General features: G+C 38.4%; 23 protein-coding genes. 2 read left to right on the top strand and 21 right to left on the bottom strand.

The genetic code is table 11. The annotated features are described in order from the left end of the window. Positions 1-44: 44 nt before the first annotated feature. From DWY93_RS15405 to DWY93_RS15345, 13 genes are all read right to left on the bottom strand, one after another. A complete protein-coding gene (locus tag DWY93_RS15405; protein WP_117468959.1) occupies positions 45-218 on the bottom strand; it encodes a DUF6462 family protein in 174 nt (57 codons plus the stop codon). After that, positions 208-1,929: a phage/plasmid primase, P4 family gene (locus DWY93_RS15400; RefSeq protein WP_117468958.1), complete on the bottom strand. Its 1,722-nt coding sequence runs from the start codon at positions 1,927-1,929 to the stop codon at positions 208-210. Before DWY93_RS15400 ends, DWY93_RS15405 begins: the two co-directional genes overlap by 11 nt. Then, positions 1,853-2,419, bottom strand: coding sequence for a hypothetical protein (locus DWY93_RS15395; RefSeq protein WP_117468957.1), 567 nt, complete (start codon positions 2,417-2,419; stop codon positions 1,853-1,855). The genes DWY93_RS15400 and DWY93_RS15395 overlap by 77 nt, the downstream gene beginning before the upstream one ends. A gap of 339 nt (positions 2,420-2,758) precedes the next feature. Further along, positions 2,759-4,237: a hypothetical protein gene (locus tag DWY93_RS15390; protein ID WP_117468956.1), complete on the bottom strand. Its 1,479-nt coding sequence runs from the start codon at positions 4,235-4,237 to the stop codon at positions 2,759-2,761. A 213-nt stretch (positions 4,238-4,450) separates the two neighbouring features. After that, a complete protein-coding gene (locus DWY93_RS15385) occupies positions 4,451-4,873 on the bottom strand; it encodes a HEPN domain-containing protein (RefSeq protein ID WP_117468955.1) in 423 nt (140 codons plus the stop codon). Then, positions 4,860-5,201, bottom strand: a complete 342-nt coding sequence (locus DWY93_RS15380; RefSeq protein ID WP_117468954.1) for a nucleotidyltransferase domain-containing protein — start codon at positions 5,199-5,201, stop codon at positions 4,860-4,862. Before DWY93_RS15380 ends, DWY93_RS15385 begins: the two co-directional genes overlap by 14 nt. Positions 5,202-5,332: 131 nt before the next feature. After that, the gene (locus DWY93_RS15375) at positions 5,333-6,241 is read right to left on the bottom strand and encodes a DUF5688 family protein (protein WP_117468953.1); all 909 of its coding nucleotides are present in this window, start codon (positions 6,239-6,241) and stop codon (positions 5,333-5,335) included. 92 nt (positions 6,242-6,333) lie between these two features. Beyond that, a complete protein-coding gene (locus DWY93_RS15370) occupies positions 6,334-7,218 on the bottom strand; it encodes a DUF5688 family protein (RefSeq protein WP_147324220.1) in 885 nt (294 codons plus the stop codon). 47 nt (positions 7,219-7,265) lie between these two features. Continuing rightward, positions 7,266-7,607: a hypothetical protein gene (locus tag DWY93_RS15365; protein WP_133304033.1), complete on the bottom strand. Its 342-nt coding sequence runs from the start codon at positions 7,605-7,607 to the stop codon at positions 7,266-7,268. Further along, positions 7,567-8,325: a hypothetical protein gene (locus DWY93_RS15360; RefSeq protein ID WP_181968345.1), complete on the bottom strand. Its 759-nt coding sequence runs from the start codon at positions 8,323-8,325 to the stop codon at positions 7,567-7,569. The genes DWY93_RS15365 and DWY93_RS15360 overlap by 41 nt, the downstream gene beginning before the upstream one ends. A 16-nt stretch (positions 8,326-8,341) precedes the next feature. After that, complete coding sequence (locus DWY93_RS15355; RefSeq protein ID WP_117468950.1) at positions 8,342-9,277, bottom strand: lambda-exonuclease family protein; 936 nt, start codon at positions 9,275-9,277, stop codon at positions 8,342-8,344. Between the two features lie 34 nt (positions 9,278-9,311). Further along, positions 9,312-9,836 carry a JAB domain-containing protein gene (locus tag DWY93_RS15350; protein WP_242990691.1) on the bottom strand — a complete coding sequence of 175 codons (525 nt, stop codon included), beginning with the start codon at positions 9,834-9,836 and terminating at the stop codon, positions 9,312-9,314. A 108-nt stretch (positions 9,837-9,944) separates the two neighbouring features. Then, the gene (locus DWY93_RS15345) at positions 9,945-10,877 is read right to left on the bottom strand and encodes a DUF932 domain-containing protein (protein ID WP_117468949.1); all 933 of its coding nucleotides are present in this window, start codon (positions 10,875-10,877) and stop codon (positions 9,945-9,947) included. 256 nt (positions 10,878-11,133) lie between these two features. On the opposite strand from DWY93_RS15345, the gene DWY93_RS15340 reads away from it, so the two are divergent. Further along, on the top strand, positions 11,134-11,310 hold the full coding sequence (locus tag DWY93_RS15340) for a helix-turn-helix domain-containing protein (RefSeq protein WP_117468948.1): 177 nt from the start codon (positions 11,134-11,136) through the stop codon (positions 11,308-11,310). 302 nt (positions 11,311-11,612) lie between these two features. On the opposite strand, the gene DWY93_RS15335 is transcribed toward DWY93_RS15340, so the two are convergent. Continuing rightward, a complete protein-coding gene (locus DWY93_RS15335; protein ID WP_117468947.1) occupies positions 11,613-13,904 on the bottom strand; it encodes a DnaJ domain-containing protein in 2,292 nt (763 codons plus the stop codon). Between the two features lie 119 nt (positions 13,905-14,023). Continuing rightward, entirely contained in the window at positions 14,024-15,178 is a 1,155-nt protein-coding gene (locus DWY93_RS15330) for a YARHG domain-containing protein (RefSeq protein ID WP_117468946.1), read from the bottom strand. A gap of 154 nt (positions 15,179-15,332) precedes the next feature. On the opposite strand from DWY93_RS15330, the gene DWY93_RS15325 reads away from it, so the two are divergent. Next, entirely contained in the window at positions 15,333-15,668 is a 336-nt protein-coding gene (locus tag DWY93_RS15325) for a helix-turn-helix transcriptional regulator (protein ID WP_117468945.1), read from the top strand. Positions 15,669-16,122: 454 nt separating this feature from the next. Here DWY93_RS15325 and DWY93_RS15320 read toward each other — a convergent pair whose 3' ends face one another. The 6 genes from DWY93_RS15320 to DWY93_RS17240 form a co-directional block, all read right to left on the bottom strand. Continuing rightward, the gene (locus DWY93_RS15320) at positions 16,123-17,478 is read right to left on the bottom strand and encodes an AAA family ATPase (RefSeq protein WP_117468944.1); all 1,356 of its coding nucleotides are present in this window, start codon (positions 17,476-17,478) and stop codon (positions 16,123-16,125) included. Between the two features lie 289 nt (positions 17,479-17,767). Continuing rightward, complete coding sequence (locus DWY93_RS17245; RefSeq protein WP_181968565.1) at positions 17,768-17,932, bottom strand: hypothetical protein; 165 nt, start codon at positions 17,930-17,932, stop codon at positions 17,768-17,770. Positions 17,933-18,235: 303 nt separating this feature from the next. After that, positions 18,236-19,186, bottom strand: a complete 951-nt coding sequence (locus tag DWY93_RS15310) for a hypothetical protein (RefSeq protein ID WP_117468942.1) — start codon at positions 19,184-19,186, stop codon at positions 18,236-18,238. 7 nt (positions 19,187-19,193) lie between these two features. Then, positions 19,194-19,691 carry a DUF1232 domain-containing protein gene (locus tag DWY93_RS15305; protein WP_117472584.1) on the bottom strand — a complete coding sequence of 166 codons (498 nt, stop codon included), beginning with the start codon at positions 19,689-19,691 and terminating at the stop codon, positions 19,194-19,196. Positions 19,692-19,750: 59 nt separating this feature from the next. Then, positions 19,751-20,467, bottom strand: a complete 717-nt coding sequence (locus tag DWY93_RS15300) for an ATP-binding protein (protein ID WP_347007126.1) — start codon at positions 20,465-20,467, stop codon at positions 19,751-19,753. A gap of 75 nt (positions 20,468-20,542) precedes the next feature. Continuing rightward, positions 20,543-21,598, bottom strand: a 1,056-nt coding sequence (locus tag DWY93_RS17240; protein WP_181968564.1) for a transposase, incomplete at its 5' end; no start/stop codon positions are given.

Below are 21,598 nucleotides of genomic sequence, written 5' to 3'. Positions count from 1 at the left end.
GAATATAAATTTTTACTGACAACTACCTTGACAATCAGCGCTCCTTACTTTGAATTTTCTTCCACCCACAAATCAAACTTATCGATGTTGATCAACAGGCGAGAGCCTATCTTAACTCTCACCTCTGCATCCCGTGCTAAACGCAATGCAGTATTTCTTCCAATTCCGCCTGCATATTCTTGAAACTCTGGGATCGATAATAACCTCTTAGTAGACATGACAATTTCCTCCTTCATTTTTCCACGTAACTCCTCTGATTGCAGACATTGCATTTTTCCCTGTTTCATGATATCGTCTCTTTACACAGCTCTGTTCATTCGCACAAATCCACTGGATCAATGTATTCTGAGGCAACGGGTCAAACCCATAGTTGGCACAAAATTTCCGATAGCCCTCATACACTTCCGAAGTGTATATGTAATCTTTGTCATTTCCAGTTATCGCTAAACAGCTTTCCATAAATTGTTGAGCCGTTCCGCTACTGTCAAACATGCAATATCTCCAGTTTTCCTTCAGTCTGTCAGCCACACAACAAGGAGAAAACATAAAGTTATTTCGGATTAGTTTTGATACTCTTTTTAAGCACAGTGAAATAATTTGTTCTTTCTCCCGAATGAGCTCAGATATTAGATTCAAATCTGCCTGTTTTCTTGTCACACTATATAAGAATGGAACAATTACCATGCGATCCCAAAAAGAATCATCATCCTCTTCTTTTGCTACAACTACAGGAAAATTGCTCGCAAAAAGGAATTTCATATTACTGTGGATCTGTGTATAGTCTCTAAATTTTCCTTCGATGGTTACTTTATCCCCACCAGTAATGCACTTGATTTCAGAGACCGTTTCTCTGGGAATTTTGCCATTGGGAAGATCCATACAGAGATTCAGAATTTTTCCTTCTATGTCTGCAAGTCCAAATCTTCCTCCTAACTGATTTATCGATCTAGTTATCGTTAGATCTTCTCCCAATAGTTTAATCAACAGTTTTCCTATCGTACTCTTCCCGCTGTTTGGCGCATTTCCCATCACGAAAAAGCATTTTCCGTAATTTAGCGCGGTAAGCATATATCCCATCGCTTCCATTATTCTTTCTTTTGTTTCGCCGTCTCCGTCGCTTGAAGTCTCCAGGAACTTTCGGAATGTTGGTGCATCTCGATCTTCTGTCCAATTGGTTTGAAGTTCGTAGAAAGTCAGATACTCCGATGAATGCTTATGCAGTTTAAGGGTCCGTAAATCCAGTACTCCATTTCGAAAAACGACATAATACTGCCCTTCAGCAATGCGTTCCTCACAATTCTCCGGTATTCTGGTTTTATCTGATTGCATAAACTTTAGCAAGTGTCTGAACAGATCTGTTGTTGTACATCCGAACGCATCATACCTGACCCGTTCTCTGACCATACTCATCAGTTCTTCTGGGGTATGGATGATCTGATAAGTGCGATCATTGTAAAAGTACACCCGGTTCTCGTACACAATAATGTGCACTTTGGCTATGATTTCACGCTCTCTGTCTAACAGATTTTTCTTATCATCTGCTTTGCCAGCACACCTTATTGAACTTTGAAATCTTTCGCTGCTTAAGTTCTGCTGGTCTGTATTATTCACATTAACTTTTTCGCCCAGCTTCACTGGATTTCTTTTTTCAAACTCTCCCCTTTTCTTCCGTATATCTTCCACGAGTTCTCCTGCCTTAATTGATCCAATTTCCTCCGAATCTGAGACTTTCACTCTCTTTTTCTCATATACTGGCCAATTCGAAAGTCCCCATTCCTGCAACCTAGTTTTCTCTTCCGTAGATACCAGAGAGTGCATGTTGCACTCTCCCGTATCTGTTTCCACAGGATTCTTACCACGGCATCTCGGAACATATATATTCTTGATCGTTGGTTTCTCCCTGCGTATTGACGGTTTCCTTCCTTCCATCTTTCATTCCCTCCATCCAAGCATCACGCACTATTGCGTATAAATCAGAAGCACCATTAATCATCTTATCCTCGCAAACGTACTTGATTTCTTCCTTATTTGGGTTGTAACTGAACGCTACTGCAAATTCTTCATTCTCAACAATTCCAAAGATTGAAAAAGTCTCCTCCTGTTCCTTATTAGGAAAGAATACATGCTGCTTGTATTCGATGTTGTCACCTAATTCTAATGCTGCTTTTTTCATGTTTTTCAAGCAAATACGCATACCTGTCGGAATAGTAATCGGCTTACCATCTTCAATCTGCCACTCATAACGTGCACCCTCATACTCCACAACTATCGCTGCGTTTATAATTCGCTCGATCTCATTATCACCCAACTTGGCTGCGGTCCCTTTTTCGTTAATAGAAATGTAATCTGCCTGTTTTTTCGGATTTATAGATTTCCTCACTGTCTCTTCAAAGTAAGTTGCTTTTTCCTCTGTAGTCATATTTCCTCCTCTGATAGCTGCTGATCATGCTATCATTTATTATATTTAGCTCTTTGCTTACACCAAACCACTCGCAAGATCAGCATTGGAATGTTTGTTGCTCGCTCCGATCTATGCTTAAACTATAGCAGATATCATTTCCCTTTTAGGGGTCAACATTTTTTTGAGAATATTCCACTACCATCGTCACTGTACTCTTAATCTTCCCCGCCTCTGCATTCATTCCTACAAATAAGGTAAGTCCATGTTATACTTGGTTTTTATGTATAACATGGACTTACCTTATTTCTCATAAACAAACTGCTCAAAAATCTGTACAATCAGTTTCTATTTTTATATTCAATCTTTATCTTCTGCTTTACTGTCGTTTTTAATATTTCTTAAAAGCTCTGCCAGGTCAAGCTCACCGAAATCAAAAGTTTCCATATGCTTTAAATTGTCTTTTTTCTTCGTTCTTTTTGAACTAACCATTTTCCTTATTTCTTTTTTAGAATATCCATATATAGCTCCTTGCGTCCCTCCTATGCCATAAGTATAAATGTTCAACAGCCCTTCTGTTAATCTTTCAATCATTGACTCTTGATAATCCCTGTCTGCTCTATCAAAAATTTTACGATACTCTTCTCTATAATAATTTCCTAATTTTTTTATTTCATTGACAATTTTTGAACGTTTTCCGTACTTTACCATGAGATCTAAAATTTTTCCATAGAGACTGAGTACTTTCTCTAAATCATCTTCTGTATAATCTTCCTCCCGATAATTTTTTCTTTTAAAAAATATATATACTGATAATGCCTCTCCCAACTCTGCATACTTTATATTATAATTTCGAATTGTATTTTCTACCCATTTTACGTTATATACAGTATACATATCGTCGGGTTTGTCTTCTTTTTTATCCTCTCTGTATTTACTTGTATAGTGCAATTTTTGAAATTGCTTCACAATATTTTGATATATTTTCTTATAATCATCCTCTCCTGTCTTTCCTAACATTTTCGTATACACTCTCGCCACATCTTTAAGAGAGTAGCTGTCCTTTGGCAATCCATAGTCATAGTTTACAATATCTTTAAAAAGCGAAAAATCTGGAATTAAATCAGCATAGAAATATTGTATAAAACGACCACGTCCATACAAATAAAGATTCACATATATATTATCTCTATCAAACATGTATGAAGCTTGTTTGTTTCGTTTAATTTTCTCATAACTTGTTTTTTCAATTTTAAATGCTTTCCTTATTCTATCGATCACATCTTTTAATGGGAATTCTGAGTCCAATAAGATTTCTAATATCTGGCTATAACAATCCATCATGTATTTCCACTTTACATCCTGTTTTTCCAAAAATTCCTCTATATTGTTTCCGTCATCTACAATATTTTCCCATTCATACTGTCCATACTCAATATCCGCATCTGACTTACTTATTTTATCAGAATTATTTTCTAACTCTTCCCATTTTATTTTGCACATCCTTTCTCCAACGTCTCTTTGTAGTTCAAAAATAACATTCAACTCTTTATACAATTCTTTTCGTCCTATACCTTTGGCAAAAAGCATTGTAAGTGTTATATCATTCTGTATCAAGTTTAGGAACATCTTGTCCCCTTCCAAATTACATTCTGGTGCGCACAGTGCACGATAAAAATCACGATAAAATCTTACCTGATTCTGCATCCTGCTTTTTCGCTCCAAACTACTGAATTTATTTTCTTCCTCTTCTTCTAACCCCAGTAGTTTTATTACATGTGTTTGTCTACTATTGTCTACCATTGTCGCCCCAGTTTTTTCCTCTTTTCTTTTTTTCATCTTAACCCTCCAATAATACTATGTGTCAATGTGTCAAGCATGCCTATAATCATAACTACTAAATTTTACAAATAAAAATTAAGCCTCCACTACAGCTTAGAAATAAACTATAGACTTAAAATATCACTGACACATTGGCACATTAACATAATACATCGCTGCATCAAATCAATAGAAGCAGTTGACAATCGTCCCCTGCTTCCGATTTTAATCCTATTCTCTTTTTTGATTATTAATATACTTTCTTGCATGTTCCAACATTATCTCTGCTGTTTCAATTTGCTTTTCAGTCCCTATCTTCGAAGCAATATAGAACGGATCATAGTCACTTGCATGTCTAATTTCTTCTGATTGAACAATCTGACGCCCCAATGATCTTGGAAAAATTTCCTTCGCCACAAAATTCTTATTAAAATATGCCAACGTATCCTTATGGCGTTTGAATGCAACCCCATGAACCGAAAGAACTGCATCAATTGTATGATAAATAGAATAATATGCTCTATTATTTGCTCCGCGATATTTGCCGCATTCCATCAATATCTTAGCCGTTTCAAGATCTTCTTCTGCAATCTGCAGGCGATGAGCAACCAGATCCCACCGATCCCCAATATCAAATTCATCAGGCTGCTTCATATAAGGAAATTCCCTCCGTTTTTACATTTTTATAGAATGGATAAGCTTCACTCCATCGAAGGAAACTCTTTTTATTTTTCACAATCGGCATCATCCAGATATCATGTTCTACATTATACTCGAATCCAAGCTCTGATAAAGCATCTGAGAAGGTATCCAGTTCTGTTTCATCCAGATCCACCAACAGCATAATATCCACGTCAGAATCTTTTGTATAATCGCCACGGGCATACGAACCATATAAGATTACTTGTTTTAAGTGGTTCCCGTAAATTTTCTTCACCGCAGTTACATATTCTGTTATCAAATTCTGCATTTCTGTTGCCATCTTATTTCCTCCTCTCTACCTACATCTATTATATCCACTTGAAAACCGGTAAGCAATATTTTTATATACTGGATACGCGAAAATCTGGTAGAGGCAAACAAGCTTCCACCAGATTTTCTTTTCCAGATCAGCTAGGCTATGATTAAACGATCCTCTTTTCTCTGATACAGATACACCTGATTAGAAAGAACATCCTCTTTTAATAGTTCAGTGTGATTTACATGATGAACTGTTTCGCGCATATAATCAATAGAAATTGTTCCATCATATGGATGCACCAGAAGTTCGTGTACAGAACAGGGAAAAATGATCAGATCGCTGTTTGATTTATCAGCAATTTCTTTGAGAATATTCGGTCGCAGAAGTTCATAAGCCCCAAACTGAGCTTGATTATTTGTCAAAATATATAACTTTACAGTGGGAACAGAGTCGGAAATCCCTGAAAATTCAGGCATATCTTTAAATAAATAGTCGAAAAGATCACAGAACACGTAATCATTATTCGCCTGCAGATTGGTAAGAGCAGCTTGATACAGTTCATCCGACGTTGCATTCCAGATTTTCAGCAATGAGTTGGTTATTTCTGTGAATACGCAGATATCCTGATTGGATTCGAGTGCCAGACGGAAGGTGATTGCCAGATCCAGAAATGGAACCCAGGGAATATCTTTTAAATGCTGCTCATTGGCGGCAGCATTGATCAATTTCATTTGAATATGGTTTTTTAATTCTGGATATCCTTGCTGCAGCATTTTTGTGATATCAGGAAAATCCTCCTGCATTTCTAATTGCTGCAAGAATCTCATTTTCACTTTGAGGCACCAGGGTCCAAGCATATTTTCATTGCCCTCTGTTTTATATTCTTCATAAAGATCACTTATCATAACGATGGGCGACAACTTATTTCCTGGCTCTGAAAGTGCAAGTCCGACACGATTTTCTACGTTATTGTTAGGAATTTCTACGATTTCTCCCCGGTATCCCATGTTTTCGGAAACCTGATTTAAAATCATTTCTGCAAATTCTCTTAATGTTTTCATGCTTATTCCTCCGTGTATTTTATGATTGATTTAGTGGTTTTTTATAAAAGAAGACTGCCAGGGCGGTAAGTAGTTCCACCCTGGCAATTCTTTTAATCTACGATTTCTAATGCGTTTTCAGTCCGATCATAGCGATAAATGTGAGGAGATAACTGCTCCGATGCTGTTAAATAACCAAGATTGATTCTCATCAAAAGTAATTTTAAGTCTTCATAGGACATATCCGGTGTCTCTGGCAGAGCCATCACTTCGTAAATTGATGATGGAAACACAATCAGATTGGTACCCAGCTGGTCTGACAGGTTCTTAAACGGTTCTGAATCAAGAAGGACGGATGCCCCGTCTGTTTCCAAACGGTTCTGCATGGCATATACAGGCAGGTTTATATAATTGCCGCCTGGAATATGTTCCTGGTCAAAGCCTGTCAAATTCAGCATAAGATTTTCCAATGTCTCAACCTTGTAAGGAAATTTTGCTTTCATATTGGTAAGTGCCTGTTTGTGAAGTGTTTCCAAGGAAATTTTCATCTGGTTCATCATCTGATTTGTGATTTCAATTCGGTATATGTAATTTCTGATGTGAAATTCCAGGCTGTATACAACTGCCAGATCAAGATATCGGGTATTCGGTATCATCTGCAGGTGCTTTAAGTTCCCTGTCCGGTTGATGAGTTTACAGAAGACCTTCGAACGTACCTGTTCCCAGTTTGTAAGATCTCCAAAAACTGAATCAAAATGTGAGATCTCCGCTGAATTGACATCCACCAGAATCATTTTACCGATGCTATCACGAAGATCTGTTTCATGGTCGAGAAGACTATAAAACTCATCCAGATAAACACCCCGATGGACTCTATTTCCACGAATTAAAGCTTTTGTCCCTTGATAGATCAGTTCATTATTTGAGATAATTGTTGAAGCATTGAGTGCAGAAACACTCCCAAGCATTGATTTTGCGACACGTTTGATGATCTTCATGAAATCTTCTTTTGAAATTCTAATCTCCACGATTTTTTCCTCCTGTTTTACTTATATTCCTGATCCATGACTTTTCTGGCTGTGTATATTCCATCCATAAATCCAGTTGCGTAAATTGCCATTTCTTTTTCTGCGTTGTTTTCCAGAACCACTCTTACATATTCTTCGAATATCTGTTTCTCCGCATCATCCATTTTTTCGATCAGTTTTTCTCTTTTTTGACCTTCCCTTTGATAAAAATCCTTTTTCTCCCGCCATTCTGCAAGAAGAATCTGCTCGATTCGTTTTAACGCAGCTTCTTTAAATAATGTAGAAACTCCATCGCTTGGTATCATATAAATCTCCTTTCTAAGCCACCGATCTTGATTTTCTAAGTCCTGCCATGGCATCCCGGTACTGTTCTTCTGTCATCTGATCGATGGTGTACAAACCGTAACGCTTTAATACCGTTTGCCAGGATACTCCGGTACGGTCCAGCTCTCTTTGTAATTCATCCATGCGCTCCTGCAAGGCTTTTGCTGCTAGTTGATGCTTCACATCGGTTGAAGCATCGTTTGAATTTCTGGATCTGGCAGGTTTCACTTCTGCTTTCTTTCCGGTACAGTAGGAGTAGACAAGTTTTCCCTGCTGATTTTGAATCTGAAGGTCTGTGATTTCTCGCTTTTCGTTATAACCGATGGAAAGAACCTGAAACCGATCTTTCGTTATCCATTTCTCTTTAATCTTCTGAAGTGCGACCAGTTCTCTCGGTATCCAGATAAACGGAGCAGAGTAAAGCTCCCTTCCAATTCCCCAATTCACACATGCTCTCTTGAAGCTGTCAGAAGCCTGCCCCTTTTCTTTTTCTGTATAGCTTTCCGTCCCGACATCCTGCTTTCCGATCCATTGGTCTTTTTCCTGATCCCATATCTCAACGGTGCAGTAAAGATTTCCTTCGATCATCTGATGGCTGCGTTTCCAGCCAAACGGAGTAAATGTTTCATCAAGGATTTTCTGATCGACCCTTGCATCTTTGTATAATACGAGGGATACCCCGTATTCTGATGCACTTGCGATTCTGCATTCAATTTCATCTGCATGGAGCAGACGGATTTCTTTACATCCCATATAGATTCTCCTTCCCTTATGTAGCTGGACTCACGACAAAACGCCGGGACGATATGCTTTTTGTATATTTCCGGTAAATTTCTGGTTCGGCATTTTTAAGAGCTTTGCTGTCCAGACGTTCACTGTTTACAGATTGCCAGCGTACCCGGAAATTCTCACTTTTTGCAGCCGCGTGATCGCCCATATAGAGTTTGATCTCCTGATCAATCCTTTCCTGTTCCAACGTGAGAGTTTTCATCTGTTCCAAGATCTCTGCTCTGCGGTATAATCTGGATTCGAAAGAATCAAGCGGAAGAGCTTCTTCCGTAGCGGAGGTTGGAAATCGTTTTGAAATAAGCGCAGTATCTCCGTCTGATCCATTCGGTTTTGGAGCAATCCCCGTAAGAATATGATTCTTCCAGAAGTTCTCCTCCACCGTAATCAAATCCCGGATTATCTCATCATCCCAGCTGATTTTGGCATACTTAAATTCCTGCCCTAAAATAACGACAGCAATGTACCAACTCTTTTTTCCGGTTACAGCCATATAGTGGCAGCACTGGATAATGTAGTGAGCGGGGATTTTGCCATCTTTCCATTTGTCTGCATTGTAGGCATTGGCAGTTTTGCATTCCAATCCGGCATCTTCGCCAACAATTAACCGATCCACATCTGCAATCATGAAGGGATGTTCCTCGGAACGGTACATAAAATTTGAGCGCCGTACCTTCTTTCCTGTTTCTTCCATGAAACGCTTGGCGACATATTCTTCCAGATCCCTGCCCTGCCGCATGGATTCATTATCATGGTCCTGTACTTCTTCTGTGGTCTTATCACAAAAGACCTGCAGGGGACTGGAATAAGGATTTAACCCGCATACAGCTCCGGCATCTGATCCGCCAAGTCCGCTTTTTCTTAAACGCAGCCAATCGTCCCTTGTTACGTTCTGTAATGACAATTTTGTTTCTACCATATGTATTACTCCTCAATTTTTGTGATCTTTGGTGTTATGCAACTGGATTATTTTCTGGAAATACTTCCAGATCTCCATACTCTTTAAAACTGTAAAAAGTTTCTTCACCCATAATGATATGGTCTATGACAGGAAGATTTAAAATTTGTCCTGCAGATGTCAGCCGCTTTGTGAACAGCCGATCTTCCTTGCTTGGCGTAGGATCTCCTGTCGGATGATTGTAAAAACAGATGATGTATGATGCATTATTCAGCAATGCATGTTTGAAAATATTTTTGATATCGACATTACAGGAATCTACACCTCCCACCGCTACAATTTCCAGTGCCAGAGGTTCTAGTCTTGTATTAACGCTCATGACCACCATCATTTCCCGGTCAGACTGCGCAAATATCGGACGCACCATTGAGACTGCATCCACTGCAGATGTGAAGCGTCTTGTTCCATAGAGTACTTTTCCTTCCCTTACCATCTGCAGCTTTACAATTCCGATCCATTTCCGGGGAATTGGTCGTTTCATCATGTCCTCAAGGACTCTTTTCTGGTATTTCTCGCTCATTTGATTTCCTCCGTTTTGGCTAAATAAATATAAGGAAGGATCGCATAAATTACGTCCTGCCCTATATCAATAAGAAATTTTCATTTATTTTAGAACCCTAGGCTGCCATTAAGCTCTCTTTAAAAGTTCACACGCCCGGTCGAGCATGGCATTGCCCTCTACCGTTCGGGCAAATAAATTTTCCTTATAATTTGCTGTCGTTCGAAGAGGTTTTGCATGTGTCGCAAAATCAGATACCGCATTGATAAATCGATATCCGTTCTTTCCGACGTCCTGCAGATCTGGTGCATCATAATACCGTGCCATCACATCCGCTTTCATGCGAAGAATATTTTTTGTCTGCTGTGGTGTTGGCTTCTCATAGAGAGGGAACAGCGCGTCGATATATTCCCGCACCTGGCGATCAGATAACCGGATCTGATTCATCCGCTCAATCGTCTTTCCAAGTTCCGCCATATACTTTTCAGCATAGAGCAGAGAATCCCTGGCATCCATGATCTTTCCTTTCATGTCTCCGGTATGGTTAGTGGACCATACACGTTTGGCTGTGTTCAATGCAAGATTCAGCGTGTTCTGGCATACAACACGGATCGGTGTCATCGCTGCTTTAATTGCTCCTGTTCCATCGTGGGAGTTCATAAATACGAGATAAGGTTCTATCTCATCTCCGCTTATGATGTATCTCTGCGGCAACTTTGCAAGTATCCAGGTCCGGCGACCGTTCTGCAACGATCCGGCAGTTTCATAAGAAACGCCCTCGCCTAACAGTTGATCTGTAAAAGCGAAGGCGTCCGTGTTCTGCACGACCTTGTAACGATCTGTCACCACTCCCAGAAGTTGATGATCTGTATTTCGGATATTAGCTTTAAAGCCTGGAATTAAATTTCCGTCATCGGTCATGATGGATTTCTGAATGACTTTCCAATCAAGTCCAGCAGCCACAAGAGCTTCCTTTGAGTCTAAAGCAAACTCAACTCTGGTTCCAAGACCGTGCCACGGGGTTTTTCTGACATAAAACATAGATTCTATATTTGCTAACATGTCACATTCTCCTTTCGTATTTCCTACTTTTCTAATTTTCCTGCAAGCCAAATGATAAATTTTGCAGAAAGTCTCCCTGCCAGTCTCAAAATCTCCATTCCTGTTTTCATGTGCATCGTCTCCTTTTCATAATTTATTTCAAAAAAATAATGTATAATCGAAATTTCATCGTGTACCATAGATGTCAAACTTCAAAACACTTTTATAAACTGTATCAAACAGGTATAAACCAATTTTTCAAAGGAGAAATGATATCATGTTAGATAATACACCAGACATTTTGACCTTTAATGAGTGTCGTGAAGTTTTAAAAATTGGAAAGAACTCATTATTAGATTTGCTTCACAATAATTACATTGAAGGATTTCGAATTGGAAACCGCTGGAAGATTCCTAGAGATGCATTGCTCGAATATATTGAACATCGGTATTAAAAAATATAACAGCCATATGAAAAGTCCATATGGCTGTTATATTCGAGATAGATTAAAGCAATCCTAATGAATTACAAATCGCGCCTAATATACCTGTAACTATCATCCACACAATAAACGTACGCGTGATGTATGCCATACTAGTACCTATCGTGTTTCTAAATAGAATACCACAAATTTTACTTGTAATGATTATTGAAAGAATCAATACGATAATTACTACTACCATTGTTTTTCCTCTTTTCTATAATTTCGTGTTATGTATTCAAATACCCAATTCGATATTTTTGTTTTTCACCTTCTCACATTCCCTCTGGTTCAAAGAAGTATTCGACTCCCTTTTCAGTTTTAGTTGTATATAATGCAATTGTTATAGATGAGCTTAAAGAGTATGCCATCTCTTCCTGCTCTGTGGCAGGTTTTTCGTTTTTAAATTCGGCTTTTTTTCTCACGCTTCCATCTTTATTATACAAAACACCCTTCCCGTTATAATTGCCATTTCGGAACTTTCCCTTATACTTTATTGAAGATGATCCATCATAATATAATGTACCACTCCCTGAGTATTCTCCATTTTTAAATTCCCCATCATATACTAATATTCCAAAGTAATCATACTCTTTTCCTTCTTGATATTCATCCTCTTTGAACTTTCCAACAAAACCTTCAATCGGCTTTACAACCGGAACATTTATCTTTACTTTTCTATTGTCCACTTCGTAAAGTCCCTCTAAGAGTTTCATTCTACAAGCAGGATTTCTCTTCACAATACGCTTAATTATCTCTTCCTGCTTATCTTTCGAATATGTAGCAAATCTTCCGTCGGAATATTCTACAAGCATATCATTATAGGCACCGTACACCCCAGTAATGTCACCATCTTTATAGCGAATTCCTTTCCCATTTGACAGGTTCTTTTCATAGGTTCCACTCTCCGAAATATCATATCCAAACCACGTTGAATTTAACATAACACCGGTTCCATTTGCTTTTCCATCTTTAAATTCACCTGCATATAACAACTGCATACCACTACCCGTTGAAAATACAAATAACGCGCCATCTCCATTAGGTCTATTATTCTTAATTTTTCCAACGTAGTAAAAAGCGAGTGCTGAATCCATAGACTTTGCTTGTGATGAAACTTCATAGTACGCTGGTTTTTCTGCGTCTCCCCCTAACAAGGAACCTAATATATTACTTTCACCTTTCTGATCCATAAGAATAAAATCTGAATTATTGTAAAAATCACTTCCATCAAGATTCATTATTTTTTTTATCAATGATTTTGATATTTTTGCTTCACGTAACGCTTCTTCCATTGATATAATCGTTGCTCTTTGATCAGATCCTACTCCAGCATATGATTGATTTATCAGATCGATATATTCCTTTAAACTTGCTAATAAATATGGATTTTCATAGTACGAATAGTTTGTAGTACTATCTTTAATTGCTTGAATAGTATATTCCAGCTGACTATTTCCGCTATCATCTACTTTCTCTGTCATATCGGTGGCTTGTGTCTGATTTTTTTCACTTATTGAAGGCTGATTTGCTTCTGAGGATTCCATGATTGAATTGGTTTCAGTGGTTTCTATATCCTCTGAAGATTGCTCCGTTTCTGTGGCTACTTCCGAAGTTTCCACTATCGGACTACTTTCAGCTGTTTCTGTATTTTCTGAAGCTTGCTCTGTCTCTGTAATTACCTCCGATGTTTCCATCATCGAACTACTTTCCGCTGCTTTACTCATTGCAACACTTTCTGCTTTTTCCTTCCTTTGACTTTCAACATCCGACAAAATTTTATTGATTTTTTCTTGCTGCTCCCCCGGCATTTTCCATAATATTCCCTGCAAATATCCCTCTACATTTTCGCTAAATGTAGCCTTATCACTTAATCCATTATAATATTTTGCAACAATATCTGCGATATCTGCAGGTATTTGAGCGTTCTCATATAAATTAAGGTATTTCTCCACTGTTCTTTCATTCATATTAGAATCGTGCTTTGAAAGGAGTTCAGCAGCTTCTGTATAATTTCCATCCAATATATACTGATTAAATTCTTTATTCCACTTATCTTCCTGCTTGCTTGTCCACAGAGCGAATACTATCGACAGCGCACAAAACACATGTATTCCAAATATGATATTGGTTCTGATCCGATATCCCTTATCCTGCTTTTTCCTTTGAGCAAACCGCAAAATCGTCAATATTAATGATAGCGGATATAATATTCCCGAGCAATAAGTTAAAATAATTACCGGATATGAGTAATACCACCTTTTTTTATATCCATTCTCAACATTGGGGTGGGCTTCTTTTTGAGTCACTGGCTCCATATTCTCTTTTTCTGTATGCACTTCGCTTGAACTATTTTCTTCCTTTCTCAAGCGATCATATTGCTCTCTTCTTTTCTGATCTGATAAGACAAAGTATGCCTCATTTAGTTCTACCATTTTATCTTTTGAATTTTCGCTTTGATTGTTTTCGTCCGGGTGATATTTTTTCACCAAAGCTTTGTACGCCATATGGACAACTTCTTCTGATGCATTTTCAGAAATTTCTAATATCTTATAATAATCTTTCATAGTAAATTTATTTCTCCGTTAATAACCAACTTTGAACACTTCATCATAACTAGTTACTTTCTCATAAACATAATCATTTGCACCAACTGACGCATCCTTTAATCCTACCATTTAAAATTTTACTTACAAAATGTATAAATACCATTATATGTGTCATTACTTGTGCTGACGTATGTTGCTAATTCACCATAGTTATCAAAGTAAATTCCATTTTCACCGTCCTCATCCACATATTCCTGATCGTTCATGTTAAACAGATCTATGCTTCTTTGCAGTTGAAAATCTCCTTCATAAAATGAAACAGAAACGTATCCTGAAGAATCTATATCCAATTCCATTCTTATGCTGTCTTTATCCGTTGGATTTAAATAATAGCTATATATTCCCGGTGTCTGAGGAATTGCCTGAGGATCATCGATTGTTAATCCTCTTTCTGCATACCCAGGATTTCCATTTTCTACTGCTTTAATCAAATCTAAGTTTTTCTTCTGTACATCAGTCAAAACACTTTCATCAAACTGATCAGCCGATATTGTTCCATAATACCATTCCTTACTTTGAAAATATTCATTTAAATCTTCTGTCTGAAATTTTCTACCATACGCTGCATATATTTCATTTCTCGCCAAGCGAAGTTGATCTTTAGACAATCCGATACAGTCTTCGTTTGTCAATGGCTCAAAGTAACTCTTCCATAAAAGGATAGAATCCGCATAAGGATTATCATCTGAATGCGTCTCTGACATTTCTTCAGTTGTCTCGGCAGATAAAGTTTCTGTAGTAGTTTCATTATCAAATACCTGCTCTAAATCATTCTCCAAGTTTGATTGATCATCTGTGATTTGATGTTTTTCCATATACGTTTGAAAAGCTTTTTCTATCATCGAAACTGTAATTAACTCTACTTGTGGAACATCATTAAATGATAATGCACCAGATTCAAAAGTTCCCTCCTCCACATTTAATACAAATTGCAATCTTGCCTTAACTTCCGCGTCTCGATAGGTACAGTATCCAGTAAATTCGACTACATCTTCTCCACCATCTCCTTTAAAATAAGTCCAGGTAGGAGACGCAAAAAATTCATCAAACACTTTTCCATACGGACAATTAGGATATGACTGTGGGTATCCGTTTTTTACCATAAGAACGTGTTCTTCTTCTGCTTGTACCACATTTGCAACTTGATCTGCTACTTCCCTTGATGCACTTGTCGCCGCATTACATCCAGTTAGTGTCAAACACAGCCCTAACATCATGCATATTTTCTTCATACCTATTTCCTCCCTCCGGCATATCTCGTAAATAATTACTATCTTTAGTATATCATCATATATTCCAATGGACAATTATAATTCTTATAGAATATTATTATTTCTCTCGACTCTCGGTAGAATATTATTTATATACGTCAAAGGAGGTCATCACTTGAAAGACATCGATTATTATGAGCTTGGAAAGCGTATACAGCTTCGTCGCAAGGAATTAGGTCTGTCTCAGGAAGCTGCCGCTGAACGATGTGGAATATCCCCCTCCTTCTATAGCAACATTGAACGTGGCATCAAAATCATGTCCCTTGAGACCTTCGTATCAATTTGCAAAGCCTTCTCTATTAGTGCCGATTATTTACTCAGTGAAGAACTCCCCGCTATCGACGAAGTCATTTTAAACACTCTCCAAGAAGCAAAAAAATCCGGAACCATCCAATACGAAAAGTACTTGCGTACGATTCAGGCTCTGGCTCTTGTCGCTGATCACTTATAATGCCTAACTTTTCACGCTGTATGCTCTATCGGATACCAAAAAAGAGATCAGACAACCTAATGTCCGATCTCTTTTCATATTATACCGTATATAATTTACTACACATTTTTTACACAGTTACACGTAAATACCTATGAGCACTGCTAAACTTTTTTCAGTCCGCATTCCTCAAAATTCTTCAAGCACAACCCTATATAAACGCCCTTAAACTGTTACATTTTTTATCCGATGTAAGTTTTGTTTTACGAGTGGAAGGTCACGAACACTCGATTCATTTTCACGCAGCAATGAGTCAGCCGGACATGCTCGCATGTACATCTGACGAATGCCGCGGAAGGCATATACTGCAAGTATATGACCTTACGCCGGGAATCGGCGAAAGCCCTTTAAGACCTTGGTTTTTGCGGGCTTAGCAACGTTTGAAAGTATATCACTGCCTTTCTAAGATTTCAAGTTAAAAATTCAATTTTTCCAGAAGATAAATGGGTACGGTCTCTATTTTTCCTTCCTGCCCCCCTAACGTATCACCTTTCAAATACAATAAACAATCAGCTTTTCCCGATTCCAATACTTTTTTTGCCGTATTTCCAATGTGTTTTCCAGTTTTCACTTCTATTGCATATCTCCGGGAGGACTTCAGACCTTGTACCACAAAATCTACTTCTCCACCCTTAAAAGTCGCAAATGCTGGCATTTCAAAGGCAATTTCTTCTGGAAAATCCTGCCGCTTCTTCAAATTAATATATACAAAGTTTTCACTCAGCATGCCTGCAATTTCTGTTTGTGCAGCCCCAACTCGCGCCATATAATAACTTGCTAATCCCAGATCCATAAAATAACATCTGCATCCTGGTTTAAAATTTAGAATGTCCATTTCTATAATTTTCCCACAAAATCCAATTACGCCGCAAAAACGTAACCAACTAATTGCCCGGTTGCAGACTGCCTTGCTAATATTGCTGGAATAGTCTCTTGTTACCAATTTTTGAAGTTCTTCACTGATACTATCTTCTTCAAGTCCCTTTTTTTCTCTGCCAAGTATCCTGCAAATTGAAAGAAAAATATCCGTAAATACCTGAGTGTCAAGAACATCTGTAAAATAACGAATTGATTCATTCATAAAGGTATCAATGATTCTAATCAATTCACTCCGTGCTCGCTCTATACTTTTTGAATTTAAGTATTCACGAACAACAGATGGATAACCACCAATTTGACAATATATATCATACCATGATTTTAATTCTGCCCCTGTCACTGAATCCAGTTTTTTTCCAAGCAGCTTATATTTTTCAAATAGATCCGTATCTGCTGCTTCCAGAAATTCTTCATATGATAAGGTATAGATTTGAATACTTGTAACATCCCCACTTGAATACCGAAATTCCGGTTCATAGATTCTTCCAAGATAGCTGCCTGTAACAATAAAGCGGCATCGAAACTGTCGTGTGAATTCACGAATTCGGTTATAAATTTCTGCTGACTCTTGAATTTCATCTATGATAATAACGGTGTCCTCTGTGTCTGAAAAATTTTCATCAAACAGACGAAATGCATTATGTAGCGGAGCTTGAGGGCGCGGTCCCTCTCCCGGCTGCCAATCGCATGCCTTTTGATAACAGGAAAGGAACTGTTCTCCGCTCAGTTCAAATAAGTTTATATACACTTTATGACTAAAATTTTCATCTGCAAATTTGTTAATGATATACGTCTTTCCTACCTGCCTCGCACCATTAACCTCCAGTGTCGTATGACAATTGTCATTTTTCCATTTGAGTAATGTCTGGTAAACATGCCTTTTTATATCCATACGTTCACTTCCTATTTTGATTTTATTGGTTTTTTCCTTCTTCTTTCATATTTAGATACCATTTTTCTTCTTCCTCCCATAGCCAAACCACTTAACATTAAAACCGGAACATAGCACCATTTCATAATAGCTTCACATTCCGGTTTTCTTTTCTAAGTTTAAAAATTTTCCTGTTGTATCTAAAATACCATCGGAGATTCTACGGACCGCTTGGGGATTTTTAAGATTTGTAAAAATATAATACTCGATGTCCAGCAGATCATGCTCTGCTGATCCCGCGAATATTATTTTAGCCACGTTTTTCCCTTGCTTTTTCTAATTTTTCCCTCACTTCGCTGATTGTACTTGTTCTGCCAGCCTGTATATCTTTAAATCCTTCGCCAATCAGACGATAAAATTCCAATCTTTCTTTATTAGACAGTTCAACCGCTTTCTGCGCATTCGCCATTGCCATACAATCACTTCTTTTCATTTCTTAATATCAGAGTATCATAATTTTTAACATCTAACAATCCCTTTGAACCATATCCCCTCGATTTCTTTTGTACTCTATATCGTTCCTCCTGTTAAAATTATTATACCCTATCGATTATCAATTGTAAATATTTTTCGAACGTATGTTCTCTTTTGTGAGGCATATATCCACACCTCTTAGTTATCTTAGTCTATCTCTTAGTCTTAAGTCTTCTTAAGCAAAAATATCTTCTCCAAACCTGTCAGAAAATATATTTTAGAGAAGATATTCTTTAGGAAACTATCACGCCATCCTATGTGCAGGTCGTATGTTCACTTTATTTTCTGCAGTTCCTGTCTCTTGGCATAAATCCTTTATTTTGTTTTCTGCCTTTCTTGAAGTTTTATCTACCGCATACGCAGTAGCTGCACCTGCCGCCATCCCGACTCCAACAGAGCCTGGTCCTAAAACTGGTGCAGTTACAATAGTTACTACATCACTGGTAAACTTTGCAACCGCTGCAGTACCTGCTCCTCTTATTCCTTCTTTGGCAACATCCAGGCCTGCTTTTCCTAAAGTTTTCTCTTTTTTCATGACAGGTTTAATATTTTTTGCAACCTCCACTCCTGCGGATATTGCACCTCCCATTTTGGCAGTCTGTCCTGCTTGCTCAGCTAAAACTTTGGCATTTTTTACAACTGCTTTTGCTCCGCCTTCCACGCCTTTTGTTGCCAACGCTTTCGTGGCTATTACTTCTGTTTCTCCTGATGTTATTCCGGAGTTCGTCATCTTTTGTGTGATTTTCTTTCCATGTACAAACTTCTTCACAGTTGATTTTCCATATTGTTGACAGGTTTCACTTGTTCCCACTAACTGCGTACCTTTATACTGCCCCTTACTGACTCTATTTACTATCTTATTCATGCCGCTTTTGCTGGTTACATTTTTAAGCTGCTCTCTGCCAATCACTTTGCCATTTTTGTTAAGTGTTAAGAGATCATCGCGTACTGCAGTCGTTGACTTCGCGAGAATTTTTTTTTGCCCTTTAGCAATATTTACAGGATTATAATTATATTGGTCGCAACGCATTTGTTCAAATACATGACCTTTTAGGTTTTTGTTGCCACCGGCTCGTTTTAATGCCTGCCCCCCTACTTTGGCTTCATATGCGCTGCGCGCTGTCGCCGCTGTAGTTCCCATTTCTACGGATTTTCTTTCTTTTTTATTTTCCTTTTCTTTTATTTCTTCTTCCATTTTACTTTTATTCTTCGGTTGAAAAAGACTCTTTTTCTTCCCTCCACTCCTCGTAACTCATGAGATCATTGTGTGCTGTTCTAAGAACATAAAGTAAAACTAATCCATCATCAAGTAAACCAACAACAGGAATAGCATCTGGCATTAAGTCTATAGGACTAACCAAATAAAGCAAACCTGCTATAATTACAATCACGGTTGCCAGCGGAATCTCTCTATAATTCCCCCTTGAATAATCAAGAATTAAATTGCACAAAACAGGAATATCCGCAAATACTGTAGAAAGCGGTTCTGGAAGATTCTGTAGTTTACGGCAAAGTTTCTCAACTTTATCAATCAGTTCTTGTGCCTTGTCCTCATCCTCTGCAATGGCTCTTGCCTCATCAGATCTGTCACTTACGGCCTTTTTTACATCCTTTTGATCAATTCCCTCATCTTTAAGTTTTTTCAGTAATATTTTTTCACTTTCATCCTCTGAACTGCATATTCCGCAAGAACTGCGCATCCGTTCCAGAGGAACGGAGCGCCATTCCGCTTCAAACTGAGCAAAACTCAGCAGGTCGATTAATTACTATTGGTTATTCTGCGATCCCTGCCAGGAAATTCAAGGCGATATGCCTTAGATGTCATTCGACTTAAGCAGGCATCTGCGTAGGTGGAATCCCCAAAAAGCTGATACCATCCGGATACTGGAATCTGTGAGATAATAATAGTTGCCTTGCGGCAGTCTCTGGACTCGATGATTTCAAATAAATCGCGGCATTTCTCGATGTCCAGATCCATTAAGCCGAAATCATCTATCACCATGAGATCATAAGCTGCCATTTCATTCGAATACTCAAAGTAAGTACCTTCCTGCCTGGCATGATCTGATTCCTTTAAGAGTGTGTTCGCACGTATGTATTTAACAGTACGGTTCTGATGCATTGCTGTGATACATAAAGCGCAGGCGATGTGCGTTTTCCCAGCACCGGCCCCTCCGGTCATCAGCAGGTTATTCGGCTCATCGATCCAATCACACTTGGCCAGAAGTTCTATGACGTGTGTATTCAGCTGACGTTCTGGATCATAGATTGAACTGTCAAGATCAGCTGCAGGATATTTCAGGGTCGCTTTCTTCATGAGGCGTTTAAACTTTTTACTCTCACGCTGATCCCACTCCTGATTTACAATAGCAGCAAAGCGGACTTCAAATGGTTCGAGACCTGTGTTTGGTTCCAGCAGCTGCTTTTCAAATGCTTCAGCCATACCGGACATGCGAAGTTTATACAGCCGATCCATGAGTATGTTCTGTTCCTTTGTGAGTTTATCGTTATAAAGATAGTCTTTTAATCTGTATGCCATAGTACGTCACCCTTACTTATAGTAGTCCTTTCCTCTGATATTTTCATGATTGGGCAGTGTTCCTGGTGAATGCTCGGGGAGTTCCTTCACATCCATCTTTTTCAGCATCTGCTTGAAGGTAAAATACTTACAGGAATTGATCTCTATACATTTACGGGCAACTTCTTCAGCAGCACCTTTCGGGATTGTTTTTACTTTATGCAGGATACCTACACAGGCACTATAGGACTGCTCTTCATGTTTTGATGATTTAAGGAGTCTGTCAATCAGTTCTGACATCGCAGGACCAATGGCAGAAGCCCAGCGGCGGTAATAATTACCATCCTTTGAATTGACTTCTTTGTAATAAAGGTGTTCTGGCGGCATATGTTCATCTACCGTGATATACAGCGGAAACTCTCTATAAGACCGCTTATGTGTACAGATCAGCCGATTATACTGATCACAGATTCTGATCTCTGAAGCTGTTGCCTTCAGGATTGCAGGCTTGCCACAGTAAGAGTACAATACGGAGTAGTAGTGGCCGTCATACTCGATGTGGTAGTTGTTGGGAACTTTTAGGACCGCTTTATAGTCGCAAGCCGTGTAACATCCGCCTGGCAGTGGTTTCATACATGGTTTGTCATACTTTTCGAAAGCATCCTGTCTTGAGAAATCCTTGCCTTGAAAAGATCGTTTATTGAGGACTGCTACTATTTTTTTGATTTCAGCATTCAGGTCTTCAAATGATACATATATCTTTTCTTTCAGTTTCTCAACCAGGTGTATTTCAAGATAACGTACATGATTTTCAACTGTAGGCTTGCCTTTCGGCTTTCTAGCGGGTGGTGGAAGAACTATAGTTTCATAGAAATCTTCCAGATCTGCAAATGTAGACTGCAGGATAAGTTCATCCTTTGTGTGCTTGGTTACAGCAGTTCGCAGGTTATCGGGCACAAAGTATTTCGTAACAGCACCATAAAATGAAACAGCATGGGCACAGCCTTCTATAAAACATGGGAGCTTCTCATTTGGAAAAGCTTCTGCATAGATCAGACTGCTGACTCCAAGAGTGGTCGCAAAGATATG

The sequence above is a fragment of the Clostridium sp. AF28-12 genome, assembly GCF_003435225.1.
GTDB lineage: Bacteria > Bacillota > Clostridia > Lachnospirales > Lachnospiraceae > Pilosibacter > Pilosibacter fragilis.
This window is presented reverse-complemented; position numbering and strand designations above follow the sequence as displayed.